General features: G+C 60.9%; 15 protein-coding genes and 1 pseudogene. 8 read left to right on the top strand and 8 right to left on the bottom strand.

The annotated features are described in order from the left end of the window. The first annotated feature begins 94 nt into the window (after window positions 1–94). From GJE22_RS03485 to GJE22_RS03470, 4 genes are all read left to right on the top strand, one after another. On the top strand, window positions 95–1,999 hold the full coding sequence (locus tag GJE22_RS03485) for a fructose-1,6-bisphosphatase (RefSeq protein ID WP_144687827.1): 1,905 nt from the start codon (window positions 95–97) through the stop codon (window positions 1,997–1,999). A gap of 81 nt (window positions 2,000–2,080) precedes the next feature. Beyond that, window positions 2,081–2,473 (top strand): GtrA family protein, encoded by a 393-nt coding sequence (locus tag GJE22_RS03480; protein WP_144687826.1) that lies wholly within the window; start codon window positions 2,081–2,083, stop codon window positions 2,471–2,473. 166 nt (window positions 2,474–2,639) lie between these two features. Beyond that, window positions 2,640–3,044, top strand: coding sequence for a GtrA family protein (locus GJE22_RS03475; RefSeq protein ID WP_019128479.1), 405 nt, complete (start codon window positions 2,640–2,642; stop codon window positions 3,042–3,044). 718 nt (window positions 3,045–3,762) lie between these two features. Next, window positions 3,763–4,884 (top strand): coiled-coil domain-containing protein, encoded by a 1,122-nt coding sequence (locus GJE22_RS03470; protein WP_154324079.1) that lies wholly within the window; start codon window positions 3,763–3,765, stop codon window positions 4,882–4,884. 414 nt (window positions 4,885–5,298) lie between these two features. On the opposite strand, the gene GJE22_RS03465 is transcribed toward GJE22_RS03470, so the two are convergent. From GJE22_RS03465 to GJE22_RS03445, 6 genes and pseudogenes are all read right to left on the bottom strand, one after another. After that, window positions 5,299–6,489, bottom strand: a complete 1,191-nt coding sequence (locus GJE22_RS03465; protein WP_235896408.1) for a hypothetical protein — start codon at window positions 6,487–6,489, stop codon at window positions 5,299–5,301. A gap of 159 nt (window positions 6,490–6,648) precedes the next feature. Beyond that, window positions 6,649–6,714: pseudogene (locus tag GJE22_RS10275) on the bottom strand (zinc-ribbon domain-containing protein); the annotation flags it as partial. Window positions 6,715–7,030: 316 nt separating this feature from the next. After that, entirely contained in the window at window positions 7,031–7,375 is a 345-nt protein-coding gene (locus tag GJE22_RS10035; protein ID WP_235895768.1) for a hypothetical protein, read from the bottom strand. Between the two features lie 39 nt (window positions 7,376–7,414). Next, window positions 7,415–8,983, bottom strand: coding sequence for a serine/threonine protein kinase (locus GJE22_RS03455; protein ID WP_144687824.1), 1,569 nt, complete (start codon window positions 8,981–8,983; stop codon window positions 7,415–7,417). 276 nt (window positions 8,984–9,259) lie between these two features. Then, window positions 9,260–9,832 (bottom strand): helix-turn-helix domain-containing protein, encoded by a 573-nt coding sequence (locus GJE22_RS03450; RefSeq protein WP_235895767.1) that lies wholly within the window; start codon window positions 9,830–9,832, stop codon window positions 9,260–9,262. Between the two features lie 136 nt (window positions 9,833–9,968). Continuing rightward, entirely contained in the window at window positions 9,969–10,589 is a 621-nt protein-coding gene (locus GJE22_RS03445; RefSeq protein WP_144687823.1) for an Ltp family lipoprotein, read from the bottom strand. A gap of 610 nt (window positions 10,590–11,199) precedes the next feature. On the opposite strand from GJE22_RS03445, the gene adhE reads away from it, so the two are divergent. Then, window positions 11,200–13,845, top strand: coding sequence for a bifunctional acetaldehyde-CoA/alcohol dehydrogenase (gene adhE, locus GJE22_RS03440; RefSeq protein ID WP_144687822.1), 2,646 nt, complete (start codon window positions 11,200–11,202; stop codon window positions 13,843–13,845). 130 nt (window positions 13,846–13,975) lie between these two features. Continuing rightward, entirely contained in the window at window positions 13,976–14,743 is a 768-nt protein-coding gene (locus GJE22_RS03435) for a phosphotransferase family protein (RefSeq protein ID WP_022348742.1), read from the top strand. Window positions 14,744–15,264: 521 nt separating this feature from the next. Here the strand turns inward: GJE22_RS03435 and GJE22_RS03430 are convergent. Together GJE22_RS03430 and GJE22_RS03425 are read right to left on the bottom strand one after the other, a co-directional pair. Beyond that, a complete protein-coding gene (locus tag GJE22_RS03430) occupies window positions 15,265–15,987 on the bottom strand; it encodes a thiamine pyrophosphokinase (RefSeq protein WP_144687821.1) in 723 nt (240 codons plus the stop codon). Next, window positions 15,984–16,721, bottom strand: coding sequence for an HAD family hydrolase (locus GJE22_RS03425; protein WP_144687865.1), 738 nt, complete (start codon window positions 16,719–16,721; stop codon window positions 15,984–15,986). The genes GJE22_RS03430 and GJE22_RS03425 overlap by 4 nt, the downstream gene beginning before the upstream one ends. Window positions 16,722–17,141: 420 nt before the next feature. Here GJE22_RS03425 and glgB point away from each other — a divergent pair, with 420 nt between their 5' ends. Then, window positions 17,142–19,460 (top strand): 1,4-alpha-glucan branching protein GlgB, encoded by a 2,319-nt coding sequence (gene glgB, locus GJE22_RS03420; RefSeq protein WP_144687864.1) that lies wholly within the window; start codon window positions 17,142–17,144, stop codon window positions 19,458–19,460. 68 nt (window positions 19,461–19,528) lie between these two features. Then, a complete protein-coding gene (locus GJE22_RS03415) occupies window positions 19,529–21,955 on the top strand; it encodes a glycogen/starch/alpha-glucan phosphorylase (protein ID WP_144687820.1) in 2,427 nt (808 codons plus the stop codon). Window positions 21,956–22,001 lie beyond the last annotated feature (46 nt).

Genomic DNA, 22,001 nt, shown 5'->3' with positions numbered 1-22,001 from the left:
CACCACACATGGTTTGCCTTCCCTCGTTATATGGTTAACAATGGGTCAGGACGAACAGCCCCCGGCCAGCTCAGCTGAACGGCAAAGGAGAGTCATGGTCACATCCGAGCGCTTCGATCGGCACGCCAAGTACCTGAGGCTTCTATCCGAGCACTTTCCCACGCAGCAAGCGGTCTTCACCGAGATCATCAATCTCCAGGCCATCCTTAACCTGCCCAAGGGCACCGAGCACTTCATGAGCGACCTCCATGGCGAATACGAGGCGTTCATGCACATCCTCAATAACTGCTCGGGCGTGGTGCGCGAGCACGTTGACGAGATTTTCGGCAACGACCTCTCCGACCAGGAAAAGGCCGACCTCTGCACGCTCATCTACTATCCTCACGAGAAAATCGCCCTGGCGCACGATGCCCACCGCGATTCGCCCACGTGGTACAAGACCATGCTCGACGAGCTCATCGCCGTGGCGCGCCGTCTTTCGAGCCGCTATACGCGCTCTAAGGTACGCAAGGCCATCCCGCATGATTACGCCTATATCATCGACGAGCTCCTGCACACGCATCCCGACGAGAACAACTACCGCGTGCGGTACCACGAGCGCATCATCGACTCGATTCTCGAGACCGGTTCTACGGAAGACTTCATCTCGTCGCTCGCAGAGCTCATCAAGCGCCTCGCAGTGGATCACATCCATCTGGTGGGCGATATCTTCGACCGCGGCGGAGGGGCAGCGAAGATCATGGACCGGCTGCTGCTCTGCACGCACCAGCGGCTGGACATCCAGTGGGGCAACCACGATATCCTCTGGATGGGAGCGGCCGCGGGCGAGGAGGCGTGCGTCATCTCGGTGCTGCGCAACAACCTGCGCTACGGCAACTACGAGATCCTCGAGAACGATTACGGCATCTCCCTGCGCGAGCTCGTCTCGTTCGCCGATCGAACCTATCGCACGGGCGAGCGCATCACGCCGCTCATGAAGGCGGTGAACGTGCTGCTCTTCAAGCTGGAGGGACAAATCATCCAGCGCCACCCGGAATTCGATATGGAGGGCCGCCTCCTTTTGGAGAACATCGACCTTGAGGCGGGTACCGTCCGCCTCGAGAATGGCACGTGGCCGCTTGTAACGCGCGACTTCCCCACCCTCGACCCTGATCACCCGTACGAACTCACCGCGTCTGAGCAGCGCATCGTCGATAAGCTTGTTTCGGAGTTCACCGGTTCCGATCACCTCCGCCGCCATGTTGAGCTCCTCTTCCGCCATGGGTCGATGTATCTCGTGCGGAACGGCAACCTGCTCTTCCACGGATGCGTTCCCATGAACGAAGACGGCACCTTCGCCAGCATGAATTGCGAAGGCACCTGGAGAAGCGGCCGCGATTACCTCGACTTCTGCGATCGCATCGCCCGCCGCGCCTGGCGCGACCACGACCGTGCCGCACTCGACTGGCTCTGGTACCTGTGGATCGGGTATCGCTCCCCCGCATCGGGCCGCTATGTAAAGACCTTCGAGCGCTCCTACCTTGAGGACCAGACGACGTGGGCGGAGCCCATGGACCCCTACTTCACCCTCACGCACGAGGCAACGGCGTGCGATGCCGTTCTGCGCGAATTTGGCGTGGAGCCCGAGCACGGGCACATCATCAACGGACACACGCCGGTGAAGACGAAAAGCGGCGAAAAGCCCATACGCGCCGGAGGCAAGCTGCTGGTGATCGACGGGGGCTTTTGCAGCGCCTATCATCCGCGCACGGGCATCGCCGGCTATACGCTCATATCGAGCTCGCGCGGCATGCGGCTCAAGGCGCACGAGGCCTTTACCACCGTTGCCGCGGCGATCGAGCGCAACGCTGACATCCAGAGCGAGACCGACCACTTCGCCCGCGCGGAGCGGCCCATCATGGTGAGCGACACGGATACCGGCGCAGAGATTCGCGATCAGATCCAAGATCTCCGCCTGCTCCTCGACGCCTATCGCACCGGCGCCCTCGAAGAGCGCTAGCGCGCGGGCACCCGCCGGCCAGACGTGCTAGAATCCAGCACGGCCGCTTCAAACGCACGCTTTACCTTGGAGAAGGGCGCCATGCGCAAGCTCATCGAACAGATTATGAAATTCGGCGTCGTGGGCGTCATCGCATTCGTCATCGATTTCGGCGTGATGGTGTTCCTCACCGAGGTGTTCGGCATCGGCCCCGTTATCTCGGCAACAGTATCGTTCATCATCTCCGTGATCTTCAACTACGCCGCGAGCATGCGCTACGTGTTCAGCCACCGCGAGGGCATGAGCCGCACCCGCGAGTTCGTGATCTTCGTTGTGCTCTCTGCCATTGGCCTGGGCATCAACGACCTGCTCATCTGGGCTGGAACCGACCTCGCCTCTTTCGATTACCGCCTCGTGAAGATCTTCGCAACCGCTGTGGTCATGGTTTGGAATTTCGTGACCCGCAAGATCTTTCTCGAGGGAGAAGAGTCATGATCGCATTGCACGCGGCAGGTCAATTGCGCAGATTTCGCGTCGCTTCCGTGCGTTCTTAATAAAATCGTTCGCCTGAGCTTACAAATTGTTGATAAATCACTATAGTATGCAGTCGGAAACGACGCGCCGTTCCATGCGGTGTGCCTCTGCGATTTGGAGTGATTACGTGCGCGACGCGCTCAACAAGACTTCGACACAGCAATTCATGAAGTTCGCTGCGGTGGGGATTTTCTCCTTCGTGGTCGACTGGCTGCTGCTCGTCATCTTGACCGAAGGCTTTGGTATCGACTACCTCGTCAGCACCACGGTTTCCTTCCTTGTATCCGTTTCGCTTAACTATGCCTTAAGCATGAAGTACGTCTTCGAGCATCGCGACGACATGAGCCGTAAACGCGAGTTCACGATCTTCGCCATCCTGTCTTGCATCGGGCTCGGCCTCACCGACGTGCTCATGTTCGCCGGCGTCACCATCTTGAACATCGCCTATCAGGCCATGAAGGTCATCGCCACCTTCTGCGTTACCTGGTACAACTTCTTCACGCGCAAGAAGTTCCTCTCTGCCACGAATTAAATAACGGCTTTTTGGTAGCTGTGGCTTTTGGTAGCTGCGCCTTTTGCTTAACCCACCTGTACGGTGTCGCTGGCGCTCCTTGGCTAGGGAGGCGCTGATTATTGGGCGTCGGGGCCATCCGATCAAGCGAGGTTTCAACTTTTGGGCACTTCCTGACGCGTCGGGCGGGTACAGGCGAGCGAGCGATAAGAAAAAGCGCAGCTCAGACGGCCGTTGCTCTCCCGGGCACGGCGTGGCTACTCGGGCACACCGCCTTAAAGTGCCCAAAAGTTGAAATCACGATCGCCCCGGTAATGCAGTCAACGTCTCCCTAAGACCAGACGCCCGCGCGTCACCGCCGCTCACTTCCATGGGAATGCCGGGTGCCTCCTACTAGGTGCTGTCGCCCCTTCTTGGGCACATGCACGACCGGCGGCTACGCGTCGCCACCCCCTATTTTGGACACGCCCGACGGCCAAGCGTCGCCGTTACCCCCTGGGCGAGCAAGGCATCTACTGTCGCTGTTTCGTTCCAAATCGTCTCGAACAACCTTCAAAACCTTAACCTTAAAGGTGAGGTTGAAACTCCATCGTTTCTTAACGAATCACCAAACGTGCAGGTGAAGGCTTATGTTAAACCTTCAACTTGAACCTTAAGGATTGAGAGAGGGGTTATTAATAAGAAATCGCATACTATAATCGGCTCTGCGTTTCAGGCAAGCAGAATGTCGAGGACATATATGCGTGATACACATCGTTCGATCGTCCGCGTGATCGCCAACCGGCCCGCCCGCGCTATCACCTGCGCTGTGCTCGCCGTCGCTCTCACTGCGGCGCCCGTGCTCTCCCCCACCATTGCTTTCGCGGTTTCCGAGGAGACGCAGGCGGAACTCGATTCGGCGAACCAGAAGGTCGACGACTCCATGTCGGCTTACAACGACGCGATTGCCAAGCTCGAGACCCTGCAGGCTCAGATTGACGAGAACACCGCCGCCATCGAGCAACTTGAGCAGGAGATTCCCGAGAAGCAGCAGGCAGCAAGCGACGCCATGCGCGAGATGTACAAGTACCAGCAGGGATCCAACCCGCTGGTGGGCGTCATGGTCGGCTCGAGCAGCCTGAGCGACTTCATCACCTCAAGCACCTACATGAGTCAGATCCAAGACTCCAATAGCCAGACGATCGAAGAGCTCAACGACGTGCAGGCCGAACTCGAGCAGAAGCGTACCGAGCTTGAAGAGCAGAAGAAGCAGCTCGAGGAAGAGAAGCAGAAGGCCGCCGACGCGCTTGCGGCCGCGCAGCAGGAGCGCCAGCAGGCGCAGGCGCAAGCTGAAGCCGAGACCGCAGCCGAGCTCGCGGCTGTCGCCGCGGACACGAATCCCGGCGAGGGAACCGGTGTGAGCGGAGAGAACCCGTATAGCAACGCCACCGAGAGCGGTCAGGAAGCCAACGTCGTGGTCACCCCCGGTGTTGACTGGACTATGTCGAGGGAAGAGTTCATCGCTGAGTGGACCGGGCGCATCGATGCCTATCTTGCCGGGTCACCGCTTGCCGGCTATGGCGCCACGTTTGCAGCCGCCGCTTGGGACTACGGCGTAGACCCGCGTTGGTCGCCCGCCATCTCCTGCATCGAGAGCAGCAAGGGCACCTACTGCGCCAACTCCCACAATGCGTGGGGCTGGACCGCTTCTGGCGGCGGTTTCCGCTCCTTCGGCAGCTGGGAAGAGGGCATCACCGCGCACGTGCGCTACCTTAAGAACATGTACGGCACGACCCTTACCGTTGCCGCAGCCAAGCGTTACTGCCCGCCTACCTGGCAGGATTGGTACAACAAGGTCGGTTCGGAGATGAACCGAATTTAATGTAGCCGCATAGCATAGCGTAACCGTATATCATAACGTGACCGCATAGCATAACGTGACCGCATATCGCAGCGATGATTGAGGGCGGGTGCTCCGGGCCGACGGCATTGCCGGGCGGCTTTCGGACACCCGCCTTGTTCTCGGGCGAGATTCGGACACCACAAGGGTTCTCGGGCGAGATCCGGACGCTCGGAGGCCCAAATCTGTCCAGATATTGCCCGACAACGTCCCGGACGTCCAAAAGTCGCCCGAGAACGTCCCCTTGTCCGAATGTCGCCCGAGAACCCCTGCGGTGTCCGAATGCTGCCCCGGAACGGACCCGGCGTACAGATCTCACCCGAGAACGTACCCAGCGTCCGAATATCGCCCGAAACCCCTGCGGTGCCCGAAAGCCGCCCGGCAGTGCACGCGCCTCTACGACACGTACTCCTCGATCACCGAGCCATCATCGGGGTCCACGACCCCCACGCGCACACCCATGCTCGAGATATCCTGACCGTTCTCGAGCAAGAGTAGATGACCGTTCATCGCCGCCATCCTGGGGTTGTAGTAATCGAGATTCGTACGCACCGTCTCGGTTTCGCCCGAAGCAAGCGAAACGCGCACGAGGTCCCATGTCGAGGCATCGTACGTCCCCCGCTCGTACCGCATGAGATACGCCGCGCCATCGTACAGCGTGAGCAAATCGGCGTTCTCATTCGAATCGGTGCGGTACAGCACCTCGCAATCGCCCGTCTCGATATCGATCGACAGCAGTCGACGCATTTCCCCGCCGTTCACATAATCCATGCAGTACAGCTTGTTGCCATTTATGGCGAGCGAAGAGATGGTCGCACCGTCCTCCTCATATAACTGCTTTGCGCTGCTCCCGTCGATGCTTCGCACGTAGACCGAAGAATGCGAATCGCTGGCAGATGAGCCATAGCTATACTCGGTGTAGAAGATATGATCCGGGGTGATGAGCGGCGTCCCGCCCGACCAGTCATCGAGGCTGCAGACGGTCTGCTCGTCTTCACCAGCAGCATCGGTCGACATGATGTTGATCGTCGATGCATCGTATTCGAAGCTGGTGGAAACGACACCGAAGTACGCGCGACCATCATAGGCGTAGAGCCCGTTGATCCAGCGGTTCGTCTCGCTATCGGGCTGCGCGCGATACACGCTATGGTCGTCCGAGCCGTCCGCTTTGACGCTCCTGACCTCGTAATACGAGCTCGAGGCCTGCATCTCGCTACGCATAATGCAGTAGAAGACATCATCTCCCGTGACCGCGATGTTCATCACATAGAACTCTGGCATCTCGTAGCCGTTCTCGTTCGTCGTGGGAACCAAGAGGACTTTCTCGACGTCCGAGCCACCGGGTTTGGCACGGCAGATCGCCATAAGGGTCGAACTGTAGAAATAATCGTAACCGTCCGCGCTCGCCGTCGCGCCGTACGTGAGCGACGTGTTGGTAGCGGTCTCCTGGTAGCTCGGCTCGCCACTGCCGAACAGGCGCGGGATGATGAGCGCCGCGGCCACGGCGATCACCACGATAGCGGCAACGCCCGCGACGATTAATGGGATGTTGCTCTTCCTACGCGCGCGGGCCGCAGTGCCTGGCACCACAGCGCGCGTTTGCGAAGCTGGCTGTGCATACGCAGGCGCAGGTGCCTGGTGAGGTTGGCCTGGATGCAAACGGTCGTCGGCCGACTGAGATTGATCTTGCTGCGGCCACTGCACCGGTTGGGGCTGGCCCACCTGTTGCGGCACCTGAGGGAGCGGCGCTCCACACGATACGCAGAAGCGCGCCTCGTTCATGTTCTCGGCTCCGCACTTCGGACAAAACATAGTTGCACCCCCGATGCATCCGCCCTGAGCCTTGCCAAGACCCGCACGGGTTGCTCGGCGTGGCCCCCGTCACCGGCCTTGCGCACATTGTACTCTGAGGCGCACTCCCGGTGACCATTGAGCAACCGCCAAGCTGTATGAGCGGTGCAAAATGAACGGCACGGAGCCTGCTTGCCGGGCGAGATTTGGACACGGCGGTGGTTCTCGAGCGACTTTTGGACACGGCGAGGGTTCACGGGCGAGATCCGGACGCTCAGAGACCCAAATCTGTCCAGATCCCGCCCGAGAACGCACCTGGCACTCGAATCTCGCCCGGCTACGCCACCGCGGACTTGGGCTTCGGGCGAATGGCACCGCGATCGCAGCGGTTGCCCCAGGAATCGATAAGATCCTGGTCGCGATACACGCACACAATCTCGCAATGGTTAGCGCAATGCCCGCACACGACCTCTCGCGTGCGGAACTCGAAATCGTCGATGTTGAACATGAAGGGCTCGCTCCGCAGCACCGGGGCATCACGTCGATCTCCGGGGAGCACCCCGCGCTCTTGAAAAGCGCGCGGGGTGCCGATGCGCCTGATATCGGCAAGGTCGGCGCGCTGGCCAAACTCCAGCCTCGCGGTTTCCTCCCAACGAAATTCGCAAAGTGCTATCGTGCGCACAACAAATTGCTTGGATTGACGTTTCGTCGGTAATGTCAATTAGGCAAATAGGCTCGCGATCACACCGACTGCAAAAGCAAAAACAAGGTAGATGCAAAAATTCCGAGCATCTCGCCGGCGCGGGCGGGCGGCAAGGCGCGGCGCCACGCAGGCAAGGCTCCTACGGTCGACCATGAGGTACAGAATGCCGAGCACGATCGGCAGGCAAAGACCATAGGTGATGTACGCTGCATACCAGAAGGGATACATCTGCCCGTTGATGGGTCCACCCACCTGCTGAGTAGCGATGGCGATGAAAAGCAGCGCGACGAGCGCGAGCAGGATATTCCACGCATGCCCCATCGCGACCGTATGCATGCGTCGCGCGAACGCTCGCATGCGTTTCGCAAGGTCCGCGGTCGCCCGAAGCCGTTGCCGTGGCGATGATGCTTGAGATGAAGCAAGCGAGCCCGTGTTCGGGGCTGTGTGGTTGCCGCCCGCGAAGCTGCTCGCTTCCGGGGCCGTGCGGTTGCCGCCCGCGAAGCTGCTCGCTGCTGGGGCCGTTCGGCTCTCGCCCGCAGCACCGCTCGCTGCCGGGTTGGCGCGGCTCTCCCCAACACCGCTCATCGCCGCGCCTGCCTCATCAAACGCGGCGAGATCGTTGTGTGCCGTGCGCTCGCTGAAAACTATGTGCTCACCAGAAACGGCCTGCCCTCCCCGCGCGCCGCACCGGGCGAACGCGGTGCAGAATGCCTCGGCGCTCGCAAAGCGACGTCCCGGATCGAACGACGTTGCCTGCAGAATCGCATCGGCATACGGCCCCGTCACGCCTGCATGCGCCAAAGACTCCGCACTCGGCTGCCCGTGGGCCTCTTCGCCCGTAATGCAGAAGAAGGCGATCATGCCGAGCGCATAGATGTCGCTCCGCACGCTCGTCTGCCCAAAGCCATACTGCTCAGGCGGAGCATACGATCGCGTGCCAAACCGAACGGTATCCGCAGCTGCCCCCTCGCGATACCGCCGTGCGATGCCGAAGTCGATGAGCGTCGCGGAAAGCCCTGAAGGACCCTCAGACACGATGATGTTCGCCGGCTTGAGGTCTCGATGGACGACAGGGGGATCAAAGGCCTTATGGAGCTCCGCCACAGCCGCACACACCGCAGGAACCACGCTCAGCGAAAGCTCGAGCGAGGGGCCCGCCTCGTTTACGAAGGCGTCGAGGGTCTCGCCCGGTATGAACTCGGACACCACGACGAGCTCTCTACCCGTTTTATAGCATTCAACGATTCTGGGCACGTGGGCAAACCGCGCACCGGAGCACTGGGCTTCGTAGAGCTCCTGATACGCCGTGCCCACACCGAGGGAAAGATCGATGCGCTTGCGCACGAAGGGGCCGAGCGTCGCCCCGTTCGCCCCTTCGAACTGCACGAGCTCCGTGATGGTTCCCGCCTGACCAGCGACGGAGGGATCTGCGCCCATTCGCGCTGCCGCGCCCAGCGGACGCACCACGCGATAGCAGTCTTCGCGCGCAACAGCGGCGAGGTAAGCGCCCAGTTCGTCGCGCTCAGCCGCGCGCCCCGATTCGGGCCGAGAGTCGCTGCCAGTTGGAATGTCGTGCGGTTTGTTCATGGGTCCATCGTACCAAAGGAAATGGCGCTCGAATATCTATGGAGGCGCTGATTCCATCGTCAAGAGCGATCGGAATTTCAGCTTTTGGGCACTCTGGAGCAAAGGGCCCGAGTAGCCATGCCGTATCCGGGAGAACGCCGGTCGCCTGAGCTGCGCCTTTTTCTCACCCTCTTTCGCCCGTACCCGCCCGCCGCGTCAGAAAGTGCCCAAAAGCTGAAATCGCAATCGGGCGGATGGCTTCGGCGTCAAAACGTACGTCAAACAGCCGGCATCTCCCTAGCTTACGAGCGTCTCCTCGCCGAAGCGGTAAAGCTCTTCATCGGTACGGGTAAGGCCCATACCACGGTCGATGCAAAAGAGGATGATGGCGTCACGCCGGTCCTTGCAGTAGAGCTCGTTTGCGCCGGCCGCCTTGAGCAGCCGGTTGGTCTCGACCAAATCGCACCCGAGCGCGAAGGCGAGCTGCAGCACCTTATCGCGCGTGGGGTTGCGCTGCCCCTTGAAGATCTGATAGCCGAAGGTCTCATTGATACCAGCCTCGCGCACCACATCCGCGCGGCGAAGGCCCTTCTCGGCAAGCAGCTGGTTCAGGTACTCGGAAAGCGTTCGATGGCCGATGTTATATGCCTCGGTAAACTCAACGGGGCTCGAAGCGTTAAGCAGCTCATGAAGCAGCTCGTCAGTGAGGGGCTCTTCCGCAGGCGTGACTGCGGAGCCGCTCGCATGCGTGCCCGCACCCTGATACGCGCTACCCTGCGAAGCGCCCGCCTCCGAAACTCCCGCATTCATCTTCCACGCCATCGACTTCGCCCCTCGCCGCGACCGCTCCATCTCTTCCTGCCCTACCATACCCCTTCTCGCCCGTTTCTGAGCGCGCGACCGGGCACGCGTCTCACGCACCCGGTCGCGCCCACGATCCTCCGTCCGCGGGTGTAGGGTAAGCGGGCGCTTACCGTGGTCCATATAGCCGTCTTTCACCACTCGATTAGAGATTCGCGATAGCGTAATCCGCTTCTTCTTGCGTAAACTTTTCACCATATTCGGAGGTAAGTTGGTCACGAATCGCCTCGGAGGACATGCTCATCGTCTCCTGATACTCCCGAGCCTTGGCCAACGCGTTCGCATTCCAGTCTGCCTGAATGTTGTCGACGGCGTATTGGGCCTCCTCGGAAGTGAATTGCTCTCCGTACTCAGACGTCAGTTGATCGTAAATACCCTGCTTCGACATGTGCATGGTTTCACTGTAGTCCTCAGCTTTAGCAAGGGCGTTCGCATTCCAGTCCGCCTCAACATTATCGACGGCGTATTGCGCTGCCTCAGGTTCAAACTGCCCACCGTATTCAGAAATGAGCTGGTCATAGATTCCCTGCTTTGACATGTGCATAGAATCGCTGTACGTCTGCGCCTGATTGAGCGCCGAAACGTAGTCGGCCGGCACATCGGGCTCCGGGGCCTGCTCTTCGGCCGAATTCTCTTGCGTAGTTTGCTGAGCCTCAGGCTGCGCTTCCCCATCCTTGGAGTTACCGTTTCCAGCAGACCCGAATGCCGCAATCGCGACCACCACCACGATGATGATTAGGATTATCTTTCCCTTGCCCTTTTTCATGCTTTCCTCCAAATCAATTACGCAGCTACAAAACGCTGCCAAACCGCATGGCATATTCTGAGGAATCGCAGAGGCGATTTCATTAGCTGCGAGCTAAGATGGGCACCGTTTCTGCTTTACAGCACCGCGCCCCTCCAATCTGAACCTGCGCTACACTCCGCAGAGGAGAAGTCGGGAAAACCGATGCAGGGGCCGCGCCGCCAAAATCCCCTCGAATCGAGGCCGCACCGCCGCCATAGGACAAGGTTTCAACTTTTGGGCACTTTAGATGGCCCGGGCAAAGTATGGGCACTCAGAGCAAGCCTCCTACCTGGGCTTTTCGCGAGAGCTAACCCCTTGATACTTTGAGATACGTCCTGCAAGTGCCCAAAAGTTGAAAGTCGATGTATCAAGCCCCGGCACGTCGATCAAACGAGCCCCAGATACAAAACGCTGCCTTGCAAACTCGATCCACGTCGGCGGTTAAGGGGGAATGTGCATGAAACAAGCAACGCGCTGAATTCAATTGAAGCGCTTTAATTTGCCGAAGACAAGAATTCTGCCGTTTACCGAGCTATATCTTGCTAGAATTGCGGATGTAGGGTAAGTCACCAGTCACAAGGAGAGACACATGGTGAAAAAGCCAACGGTTACGGCAGCCCCTGAGGTCGTCGACTCGGTCGAGGCTTTCGAGGCCAAGCTCGCGCAGGTGCGCGAGGCCCAGAAGGTCTTTGCAACCTACACGCAAGAGCAGGTTGACGAGATCTTCTACCAGGCGGCCATGGCCGCCAACAAGGCGCGCATCCCGCTCGCCAAGCTCGCGGTCGAGGAGACCGGCCGCGGTGTGCTCGAGGACAAGGTCATCAAGAACCACTATGCCGCCGAGTACATCTACAACGCCTACAAGAACACCAAGACCTGCGGCGTCATCGAGCACGACGAAGCCTACGGCATCACCAAGGTGGCCGAGCCCATCGGCATCGTCGGCGCGGTAATCCCCACCACCAACCCCACCTCCACCGCGATCTTCAAGTGCCTCATCTGCCTGAAGACCCGCAACGCCATTATCATCTCCCCGCACCCGGCGGCTGCCCAGTGCACCATCGCCGCCGCCAAACTTGTGCTTGAGGCCGCTGTCAAGGCCGGTGCCCCCGAGGGCATCATCGGCTGGATCGACAAGCCGACGCTCGAGCTCACCAACAAGCTCATGAGCGAGGTCGACATCATCCTCGCCACCGGTGGCCCCGGCATGGTCAAGTCCGCCTACTCCTCGGGCAAGCCCGCCCTGGGCGTGGGCGCCGGCAACACCCCCGTCGTGATCGACGAGACCGCCGACATCCTGAACGCCGTGAACTCCATCATTCACTCCAAGACCTTCGACAACGGCATGATCTGCGCGTCCGAGCAGTCCGTGACCGCACTCGACTCTGTCTACGACCAGGTGAAGGCCGAGTTCCAGCGTCGTGGCTGCTACTTCGTGAAGAAGGGCAAGGAGCTCGAGGCCCTGCGCGAGGCCATGTTCAAGAACGGCGCCCTCGATCACCGCATCCCGGGCATGCCTGCCGCCAAGATCGCCGAGCTCGCCGGCATCGAGGTTCCCGCCAAGACCAAGATCCTCATCGCCGAGGTCACCTCTACCGACCCGGCCAAGGAGGAGTTCAGCCACGAGAAGCTCTCCCCCGTTCTCGCCATGTACCACGCGAAGAACTTCCAGGAGGCCGTGGACAAGGCCGAGCACCTCGTGCTCGCCGGTGGCCCGGGCCACACCGCCTCGCTCTACGTGCACCCCGCCGAGAAGGAGAAGATCGCGCTCTTCCAGGAGACCATGAAGGCCTGCCGTATCGTGATCAACACGCCTTCCAGCCAGGGCGGCATCGGTGACCTGTACAACTTCGCCATGGCGCCGTCGCTCACGCTGGGCTGCGGCTCCTGGGGTGGCAACTCCGTGTCCGAGAACGTAGGGGTGAAGCACTTGCTGAACATCAAGTCCGTGGCGGAGCGCCGCGAGAACATGCTGTGGTTCCGCGCTCCCGAGAAGGTCTACTTCAAGAAGGGCTGCACGCCCGTCGCGCTCGACGAGCTCGGCCGCGTCATGGGCAAGAAGCGCGCCTTCATCGTCACCGACCAGTTCCTGTACAAGAACGGCAACTGCAAGGCCATCGAGGCCAAGCTCGACGAGATGGGTGTCGCGCACGACGCGTTCTACGACATCCAGCCCGACCCGCGTCTGCAGGATGCCGAGCGCGGCGTTGAGCGCATGCGCCTGTTCGAGCCCGACCTGATCATCGCCGTGGGCGGCGGCTCCGCGATGGACGCCGGCAAGATCATGTGGCTCATGTACGAGCACCCCGAGGCGAACTTCGAGGATATGGCCATGGACTTCATGGACATCCGCAAGCGCGTCTACACCTTCCCCGAGATGGGCAAGAAGGCCTACTTCGTGGCCGTGCCGACCTCCTCTGGTACCGGCTCCGAGGTGACCCCGTTCGCCATCATCACCGACGCCGAGACCGGCATCAAGTGGCCGATCGCCGACTACGCGCTGCTGCCGAACATGGCCATCGTTGACGTTGACAACGCCATGACCGCGCCCAAGGGCCTCACCTGCGCTTCGGGCATCGACGTCATGACCCACGCCATCGAGTCCTTCGTCTCCATCATGTCCTCCGACTACACCAAGGGCCTCTCCATGCGCGCTGCCAAGCTCGTGTTCGAGAACCTGCCCGCGGCCTACGAGAAGGGTGCTGCCGACCCGCACGCTCGCGAGGAGATGCACAATGCCTCCTGCCTCGCCGGCATGGCCTTCGCGAACGCCTTCCTTGGCGTGAACCACTCCATGGCCCACAAGCTCGGTGCCTTCCATCACCTGCCCCACGGCCTGGCCAACGCCGTCATCCTCACTCGCGTGATGCGCTACAACGCCGCCGAGAAGCCGGTCAAGATGGGCACCTTCTCGCAGTATCAGTATCCGCACGCGCTCGCCGACTACGCCGACCTCGGCCGTTACTGCGGCTGCACCGGCAAGGACGACCGCGAGGTGTTCGAGAACTTCATCCAGAAGCTTGAGGACCTCATGGATACCATCGGCATCAAGAAGACCATTGCCGAGTACGGCGTGGACGAGAAGTACTTCCTCGAGACCCTCGACGAGATGAGCGAGCAGGCCTTCAACGACCAGTGCACCGGCGCCAACCCGCGCTACCCGCTCATCAGCGAGATCAAGGAGCTCTACCTCGACGCTTACTACGGCCGTGAGCCGCAGTCCTACGAGGCGTAAGCACTGATCGCTTCCTGAACGCATCTTCGTTCACCTAACGTTACGCGCCGTTCGCCGTCAAAGCGAGCGGCGCGTTTCGTATCTGGGTACCATTAAGTCAGGTTCACCCTAGTGAAAGGACGGTTGCGTAATGATTCTCCCTGAGACCAAGACTGAGCTTGTCCGTCGCGGCAACAAGGTCGTTTACGACCTGGGCGATAAGATCGCCAAGGTGTTCAACGAGACCAAGCCCGTCTCCGACGTGTTCAACGAGGCGCTGAACCTCGCCCGCATTAACGAATGCGGAATCCGCTCGCCGAAGGCACTCGAGGTCACCAAGCTCGAAGGCGATGAAGCCGGCTGGGCGCTCATCACCACCAAGGTTCCCGGCGTCACCCTCGCCGAGAAGATCGAGGCCGAGCCCCAGCGTTTTGGCGAGTACCTTGAGCAGTTCGTCGATCTGCAGATCGAGATTCACGGGTACACGTCTCCCCTCCTCAACCGCCAGGGTGACAAGTACGCCCGCATGATTAACTCGCTCGAGGCGATCAATGCGACCACGCGCTACAACCTTCTCGAGCGCCTCGATGGCCTCAAGAAGGGCACCGCGGTGTGCCACGGCGATTTCAACCCCTCGAATGTGATCGTGAGCGAAGACGGCACGCTCTCGGTGTGCGACTGGGCGCATGCTACCCAGGGCGCTCCCGCGGCAGACGTCGCCATGACCTATCTGCTCTTCTCGCTGACGAGCAAGGAGCAGGCGGAGGCTTACCTCGATACGTACTGCGAGCGCGCCGACATGGCCAAGCAGATCGTGCGTCAGTGGCTGCCCGTCATCGCCGCCTCCGAGCTCGCGCGCAAGCGCAAGGTTAACGAGGAGTTCCTGATGAGCTGGGTTGATGTGTTCGATTACCAGTAAGGCGTAAGCTCCCAACGGAAGCCCCGCTTCCCTCTTCGCTGGTCCTCGGAACACGGCTTTGCCGTGTTCCTGCGGAATCGCTCAGAGGGAAGCGGGGCTTCCTGCGTTTACGGCTGGAATCTCAGCGGATGGGGCCGCGGCGTTATTGGGCGGCATCGCTGCGCTCGCCGCGTGCAGGGGCGGGGGGCATCGCTGCGCTTGCCCCCCCAAGAACGATTTCTGTTGGGTAAGGATTGCATAATTCGTGCGTTAAGCGATTGTTATTTGCGTTGTTTTGAATAAGCATTCAGATGGACGGAAACGGCGCTGGTTTCATATCCAAATTTGCGCTAAATCGGTCCTTCTTCCTTGCATTTAGGGGTGTCTATTCTCAACCGTGCTGGCAGAGCGGGTTACGGCAAGCCTTATACCAGGCGTGCTAGAGAAACGCACCGACAAAATCCATGATGAATAACCGGTTTAGCGCAAATTTGGTTAGCGGGGCTGGCGAGAGGGGGTCACTAAACCGGAAAGCCGGCTGATCAAGCACCAGCGAAGTAGCCTTTGAAGGCCCAGGCGGCAATGACGCCCTCGTGGCACTTAATGGCAGCGTCGTCTGAGTCGATCACGTTGGAAACTCCAAGATCAGAAAGGAGCGCGACGCGCTTGTGATCGAGGTTCCAGCGCATACCCCGCTCGGAGACGACCGCCTCCACTGAAAGGGGGATGAACGTGAATCGCTCATCGAGATGGCCGGCAAGTTCCCAGCAATCCCCCGCCTTGAGGATATGCTGCACAAACGAATCTTCCCAGACTTCAACGTACCCACTATATGCAGCGAGGCGGCCGAGCACTGCGAGGGCATGATCGGGCGCGCCACCCGACATGCATGTACACCGCAGGTTGGCATCGGGCCAGCGGCGGGCAACCTCGGCGAGGGCCAACCCCAGATCGGTATCGTCTTTATGGGGGTCGTAGCGCACCACATCGAAGCTGTGGGCAAGGTGCTCCCCCGCTACATCAACGGGAGCTTGGGAGGCATCCGACTCAACGGCGCCCTCGGCAGCTCGAACGAGCTCGGCGCCGGCAGGGCTCACCGAATCAGCGTCTCCGCAGAAAAGATCGCACCTTATACCCGCTGCAAGCAGGGCATCAAGCCCGCGGTCGATTGCAATGACGGCAGAGCAATCTTTCGCCGCACACCGCAGAGTATCGCCAGAAGAGGGTTCGGGAGATCCTCCCACGAGCAGGACACGGTGCGTCATGAGCGCCCTTCCGCATCAAGGGAGAGGCTGCCACCCACATGAGAGGAAACCGGGTATTCCGCAATGCGTTTCAGCGAAAGCTCCTTGAATGAATCAATTGCGATATCCGCAAGGGAGAACACCTCTTCACGCGTGCCGCGCCCAGCGGGGTCAAAGATGCCTACCGTGTTGTAGCCCGCACGGCCCGCGCTGCGCAAACCGAAGGGCGCATCCTCGAACACCCAGACATCGGAGCGGCTCACGTCGGCAAGGTTGCAGCGCTCGCAGGCGCGACGCAGGGCAAGATCGTACACATCGGGGTGCTCCTTCGAGCGACCCGCCTCACCGGTGGTTGTTACCTCGGGGAAAAACCGATCAAGCCCGTTGGCAGAAAGCCCCAGACGAACCAGATGAGCCGGCGTCGAAGTGGCAATGGCAAGAGCGATGCCCGCCTCCGATGCCGATTCGAGAAAGTCCACCACGCCGGGAAGAACCACGATGTTCTGAGAATACTCCTGCTCAAGCATGTCGTTAAAACGGTCGAGCACCTCTTTGCCGGAATTCCCAACGCCCCAGGTCTCGTGATATGCCGCGCACTCATCCTCGAATGACAGATGCTCAAACCGGGCAAAATCATCGGGCGTGGTTTCGACGCCGTACGATGCAAGCAGCTTGGGCTGGCAGCTTAGCCACATGCCCATAGAGTCGAGCAGGGTGCCGTCGCAGTCGAACACGAACACCGGGGGATACACCATAGCTCGGGCCTTCCAATCTTCGCACGGGCGCGCGGCGCCCCAGCAGGTCACAAACGCCGCCATGGTACCACACCGAGCCCGTGGCAAGGTTAGGAGACCGCAAGCATCGAGGCATATTTCAGCCAACCGCACGCCTACGAAACAATAGCTACCGCCCCTCGGCTTACCGGGTAGACAGTGCTCCTCCGGTGGTATCCTAGACACGTCCAGGTTCCACTTGCCTCTGCTCGTGGAACAGAACCAATCGTTATGCTGAGGCACTCCGGAACCCGCGACAACTCTATCGATGGCGGTACGCCGCCCTGACGATTGGAAGTGCGCGTGAAGAAGAGCGAAGCGACCCCGAAGACGTCTGCCTCCGGCACTGCAACTTCGGCTGGTCAGGAACCGTGCCTCATCATCACCGAAAACGATAGGTATATGTTTGCCGCCGGCACCTGGCAGCGCAGCTGGGAGAAGCTCGGCGCCCACCCCGATGTCCAAGAGGGTGTGAACGGCTGGCATTTCGCCGTCTGGGCGCCCGACGTGAAATCCGTCCATGTAGTGGGCGACTTCAACGATTGGAACCCCACGGCGAACCCGCTCTCCCCGCTTGAATCGAGCGGCATCTGGCAGGGCTTCGTGAGCGGGCTCGTGGAAGGCGACCTCTACAAGTTCGAGATCGAGACGAACGACGGGCGCATGCTCTACAAGGCCGATCCGTATGGCTTCTACGCCGAAGATGTTCCGGGCACCGCATCGCGCCTCATGGACCTCAAAGGGTACCAGTGGGGCGACGACGCCTGGCTCGAAGAGCGCCGCGCGCACAACCACATGGAGCGCCCGCTCAACATTTACGAGGTTCATCTGGGCAGCTGGAAACGCCATGGCAACGAGCCGCAGGGCGACCCCGATGAGAACGGCAACTACCCCGGCCCCGGGGACCCCTTCCCCGCTCAGCGCGGCACCTACTACTCTTATGACGACCTCTCGGTCGAGCTCGTCGACTACGTGCGCGACATGGGCTACACCCATATCGAGGTCATGCCCGTCATGGAGCACCCCTTCGATGGCTCCTGGGGCTACCAGCCCACGGGCTACTACGCGGCGACCGCGCGCTACGGCACGCCCAAGCAGTTCATGCATTTCGTCGATGCCTGCCATGAAGCCGGCATCGGGGTGATCCTCGACTGGGTGCCCGGCGGCTTCTGTGCTAACGACGAGGGCCTCGCCACCTTCAACGGCAAGATGCTCTTCGAGCGCGAGATTCACCCGAACTGGGGAACGCATAAGTTCGATTTTGGACGCGGCGAGGTGCGCAGCTTCCTGGTCTCCAACGCCCTGTTCTGGCTCGAGAACTTCCATGCCGACGGCATCCGCATGGACGGCGTCTCGAGCATGCTTTACCTCAACTTTGGCGTGGATGATCCCGGCCAAAAGAAGTTCAACAAGTACGGCACCGAGGAAGACCTTGATGCATCGGCATTCATTCGCCAGGTCAACGCCGCCGTGGGCCGCGAATTCCCCGATGTCATGATGATTGCCGAGGAGTCGACCGCCTGGCCGCTCGTGACCTACCCGCCCGAAGAGGGCGGCCTGGGCTTCCACTACAAGTGGGACATGGGCTGGATGAACGACACCCTGCACTATATGCAGACCGATTTTCCCTGGCGCCCGGGCAACCATCGCATGCTCACCTTCTCGATGATGTACGCGTTCAACGAGAACTTCATCTTGCCGCTCTCGCACGACGAGGTTGTCAATGGCAAGTGCTCGCTCATCGGACGCATGCCGGGCGACTGGTGGCGCCAGTTCGCAGGACTCCGCACCCTCGCGTTCTACCAGGCCACGCACCCCGGCGCGCAGCTCTCGTTCATGGGCGACGAGATTGCCGAGTTCATCGAATGGCGCTACTACGAGTCCATCGAATGGTTCCTCACGGAACAGTTCGCCACGCACGCGCGGCACCAGCAGTTCATCAAGGCGCTCAACCACCTCTATAAGAACGAGCCCGCGTTCTGGGAGCGCTCCTACACCGACGACGGCTTCTCGTGGATCGACGCCGATAACTCCCAGCAATCCATCATCACCTTCGTGCGCCGCGGCGAAGATCCGGCGAACGACCTCGTCGTGGTGATCAACTTCGATCCGGCCTCCTACGAGCAGTTCCACCTTGGCGTGCCGAGCGAGGGCGAGTGGGAGGTCATCTTCAACTCCGACGACCCCGAGTACGGCGGAAGCGGCTACACCGATAACGAGTCCTATATGAGCGTCCCGTACCCGTGGAACGGCCGCGAAAACTCGCTCACCATCGCGCTTCCCGGGCTTTCCGGCCTCGTGCTCAAGCGCGTGGGGCCGAGCACCTTCGTGCCACCCGCGCCGAAGCGCCGCTTGACCGCCTACACCGAGGCGCCGATCACCGACCCGAGCGCCGCGCCCACCAAGAAGCCGGCACCCAAGCGCTCGGCAGCAGCCGCGAAGACCACTGCCACGAAGGCCTCTACGGCCAAGAAGACCACGGCGAAATCGGCTACCAAGACTTCTGCTGCCAAGGCTTCGGCCGCGAAATCTTCGGCGGCGAAGACCACGGCCACGAAGACCGCTACGAAGACGACTAAATCGGCTTCCACCAAGAAGACGACCGCGGCGAAGACTACGGCCTCGTCTGCCAAGAAGAAGACGGCTACCGCCGCTTCGACGAGCAAGGCGGGATCAAAGTCCGCCGCTAAGAAGACCTCTACCCCAGACTCCGCGAAGTAGGAGGCAGGGGATCCCAAAGGGGACATATCTGACCGCGTACCGCACGGTACAGCATTGGAAAGGAACGTATGAATACCGTTTTCGAAAGCAAAGAGGAGTTCATCAAGCTCTACGAGTCGTCGGTGATGTCGCTCTCGGGCAAACCGTTCGAGGATACGAGCGACATCGATCGCTTCGACGCGCTCGTAAAGCTCATCGCCTCCAAATCGCGCGCCATCCAGACCGAGACCGAGGAGCGCGTGAAGGAAACCGGCCAAAAGCGCGTCTACTATTTCTCAATCGAGTTCCTGATTGGTCGCCTGCTCGATAACTACCTGCTGAACCTTGGCATCCGTGACCTTGTGAAGGACGGCCTGGCCGAGCTTGGGTGCGACCTCGACGCGCTCGAGGAGTACGAGCCCGATCCGGCGCTCGGCAATGGCGGCTTGGGCCGCCTCGCCGCCTGCTTCCTCGACTCCATGGCGCACGAGGGCATCGCGGGCTACGGCAACGGCATGCGCTATCGCTACGGCCTCTTCAAGCAGGAGATCGTGAACGGTGCCCAGCACGAGACTACCGACGAATGGCTCTCCCACGGCTACCCCTGGGAGGTTCGCCGCCCGGACAAGGCCGTCCGCATCGGCTTCGGCGGCCATGTCGAGCAGTATGAGCGCGACGGACGCATGTGCTTCCGCACCGTGGATACCGAGGACGTGCTCGCTGTGCCGTACGACATTCCCGTGGTCGGTTACGGCGGAAAGACGGTGAACAAGCTTCGCGTCTGGAGCGCCGAGCCCGTTGAGGAGGTCTTCGACCTGGAGGCCTTCAACCGCGGCGACTATGCCGACGCCGACCGTCACCGCGCCGAAGCTGAGGCCATCAGCGCCATCCTCTACCCCAACGACGCGGGCGAGCACGGACGGCTCCTCCGTCTTAAGCAGGAGTACCTCTTCGTTTCTGCCGGCATCTCCAGCGTGCTCGACACCTTCCGCAGCGAGCACGGCAGCAATTGGCAGCTGCTCCCCGAGTATGTAGCCATCCACACCAACGACACCCACCCGGCCATGTGCGGCCCCGAGCTCATGCGCGTCCTCATCGACGAGGAGGGCCTTGAGTGGGACGAGGCATGGGACATCACCACGAGGACCATCTCCTACACCAACCACACGATTCTGCCCGAGGCGCTCGAGAAGTGGCCCATCAGCACCTTCTCCAAGCTGCTTCCGCGCCTCTACCAGGTGATCGACGAGATCAGCCGCCGCTATCGCGACAGCTTCGACCGTTCAGCGAGCGACTGGCAGGACCGCCTGCGCGCCACCGCCATCCTCTGGGACGGCGAGGTCCGCATGGCCAACCTTTCCGTGATCTGCAGCCACTCCGTGAACGGCGTGGCCAAGCTCCACACCGATATCTTGGAGCGCGAGACCCTGAAGGACTTCTACGCGCTCACGCCGCAGAAGTTCAACAACAAGACGAACGGCATCTCGCACCGCCGCTTCCTCGCAGAGGCGAACCCTGCCTATGCCAAGCTCATCAGCGATGCCATCGGCACGGGATGGCTCGACAACGCCGACGAGCTCGCCAAGCTCGCCGAGTTTGAAAACGATCCCGCGTTCTTGGAGCAGGTTGGTGCCGCCAAGCACGCCAACAAGGTGCGCCTGGCCAACTACGTCAAGCGCGAGTGCGGCCTCGACATCGACCCCAACTCCATCTTCGACGTCCAGGTAAAGCGCTTCCACGCCTACAAGCGCCAGCTCCTGAACATCTTCAAGGTGATGGACATCTACAACCGCCGCCTCACGGACCCCAACTTCCGCGTGGCGCCCACAACGTTCATCTTCTCGGGCAAGGCAGCTTCGAGCTATGCCTTCGCCAAGGAGACGATCCGTCTCATCAACTCCGTTGCCGACGTCATCAACAACGACAGCCGCGTGAACAATGTCATGAAGGTTTGCTTCATCCCCAACTTCCGCGTGTCGAACGCCCAGCTCATCTACCCTGCCGCCGAGATTTCTGAGCAGATTTCGACCGCTGGTATGGAGGCCTCGGGCACCTCGAACATGAAGCTCATGATGAACGGCGCCATCACCCTCGGCACGATGGACGGCGCGAACATCGAGATCGTGAACCTCGCCGGCCGCGAGAACGAGAAGATCTTCGGCCTCACCGCTCCCGAGGTTGACGAGCTCCGCGCGAGCGGCATGCATTTCGCTTGGGACATGTACAACGCCGACCCCGAGCGGCTGGGCCGCGTGATCGACGAGCTCACCGACAACACCTTCGCCGCGCTCTCCGGCGACTTCGGCAGCATCCACAACGAGCTCATGAGCGGCAACGACCACGACTTCGTGATGAAGGACTTCAACTCCTACGTGCAGGCATGGGAAGAGCTCACGGCGAGCTACAGCGACCATGCAGCATGGAACAAGATGGCGCTGCACAACACCGCGTCCTCGGGCTGGTTCTCAAGCGACCGCACGATCCGCGAGTACCGCGACGAGATCTGGGGAGCGTGATGCCCGCGAACGTATAGGAGCCGACCGTGCCCTCCTCGCGGGCCTA

The organism is Enorma shizhengliae, from assembly GCF_009676995.1.
Taxonomy (GTDB): domain Bacteria; phylum Actinomycetota; class Coriobacteriia; order Coriobacteriales; family Coriobacteriaceae; genus Enorma; species Enorma massiliensis.
Note: the sequence above shows the minus strand (reverse complement) of the source record. Positions and strands in the feature narration are given on the sequence as shown.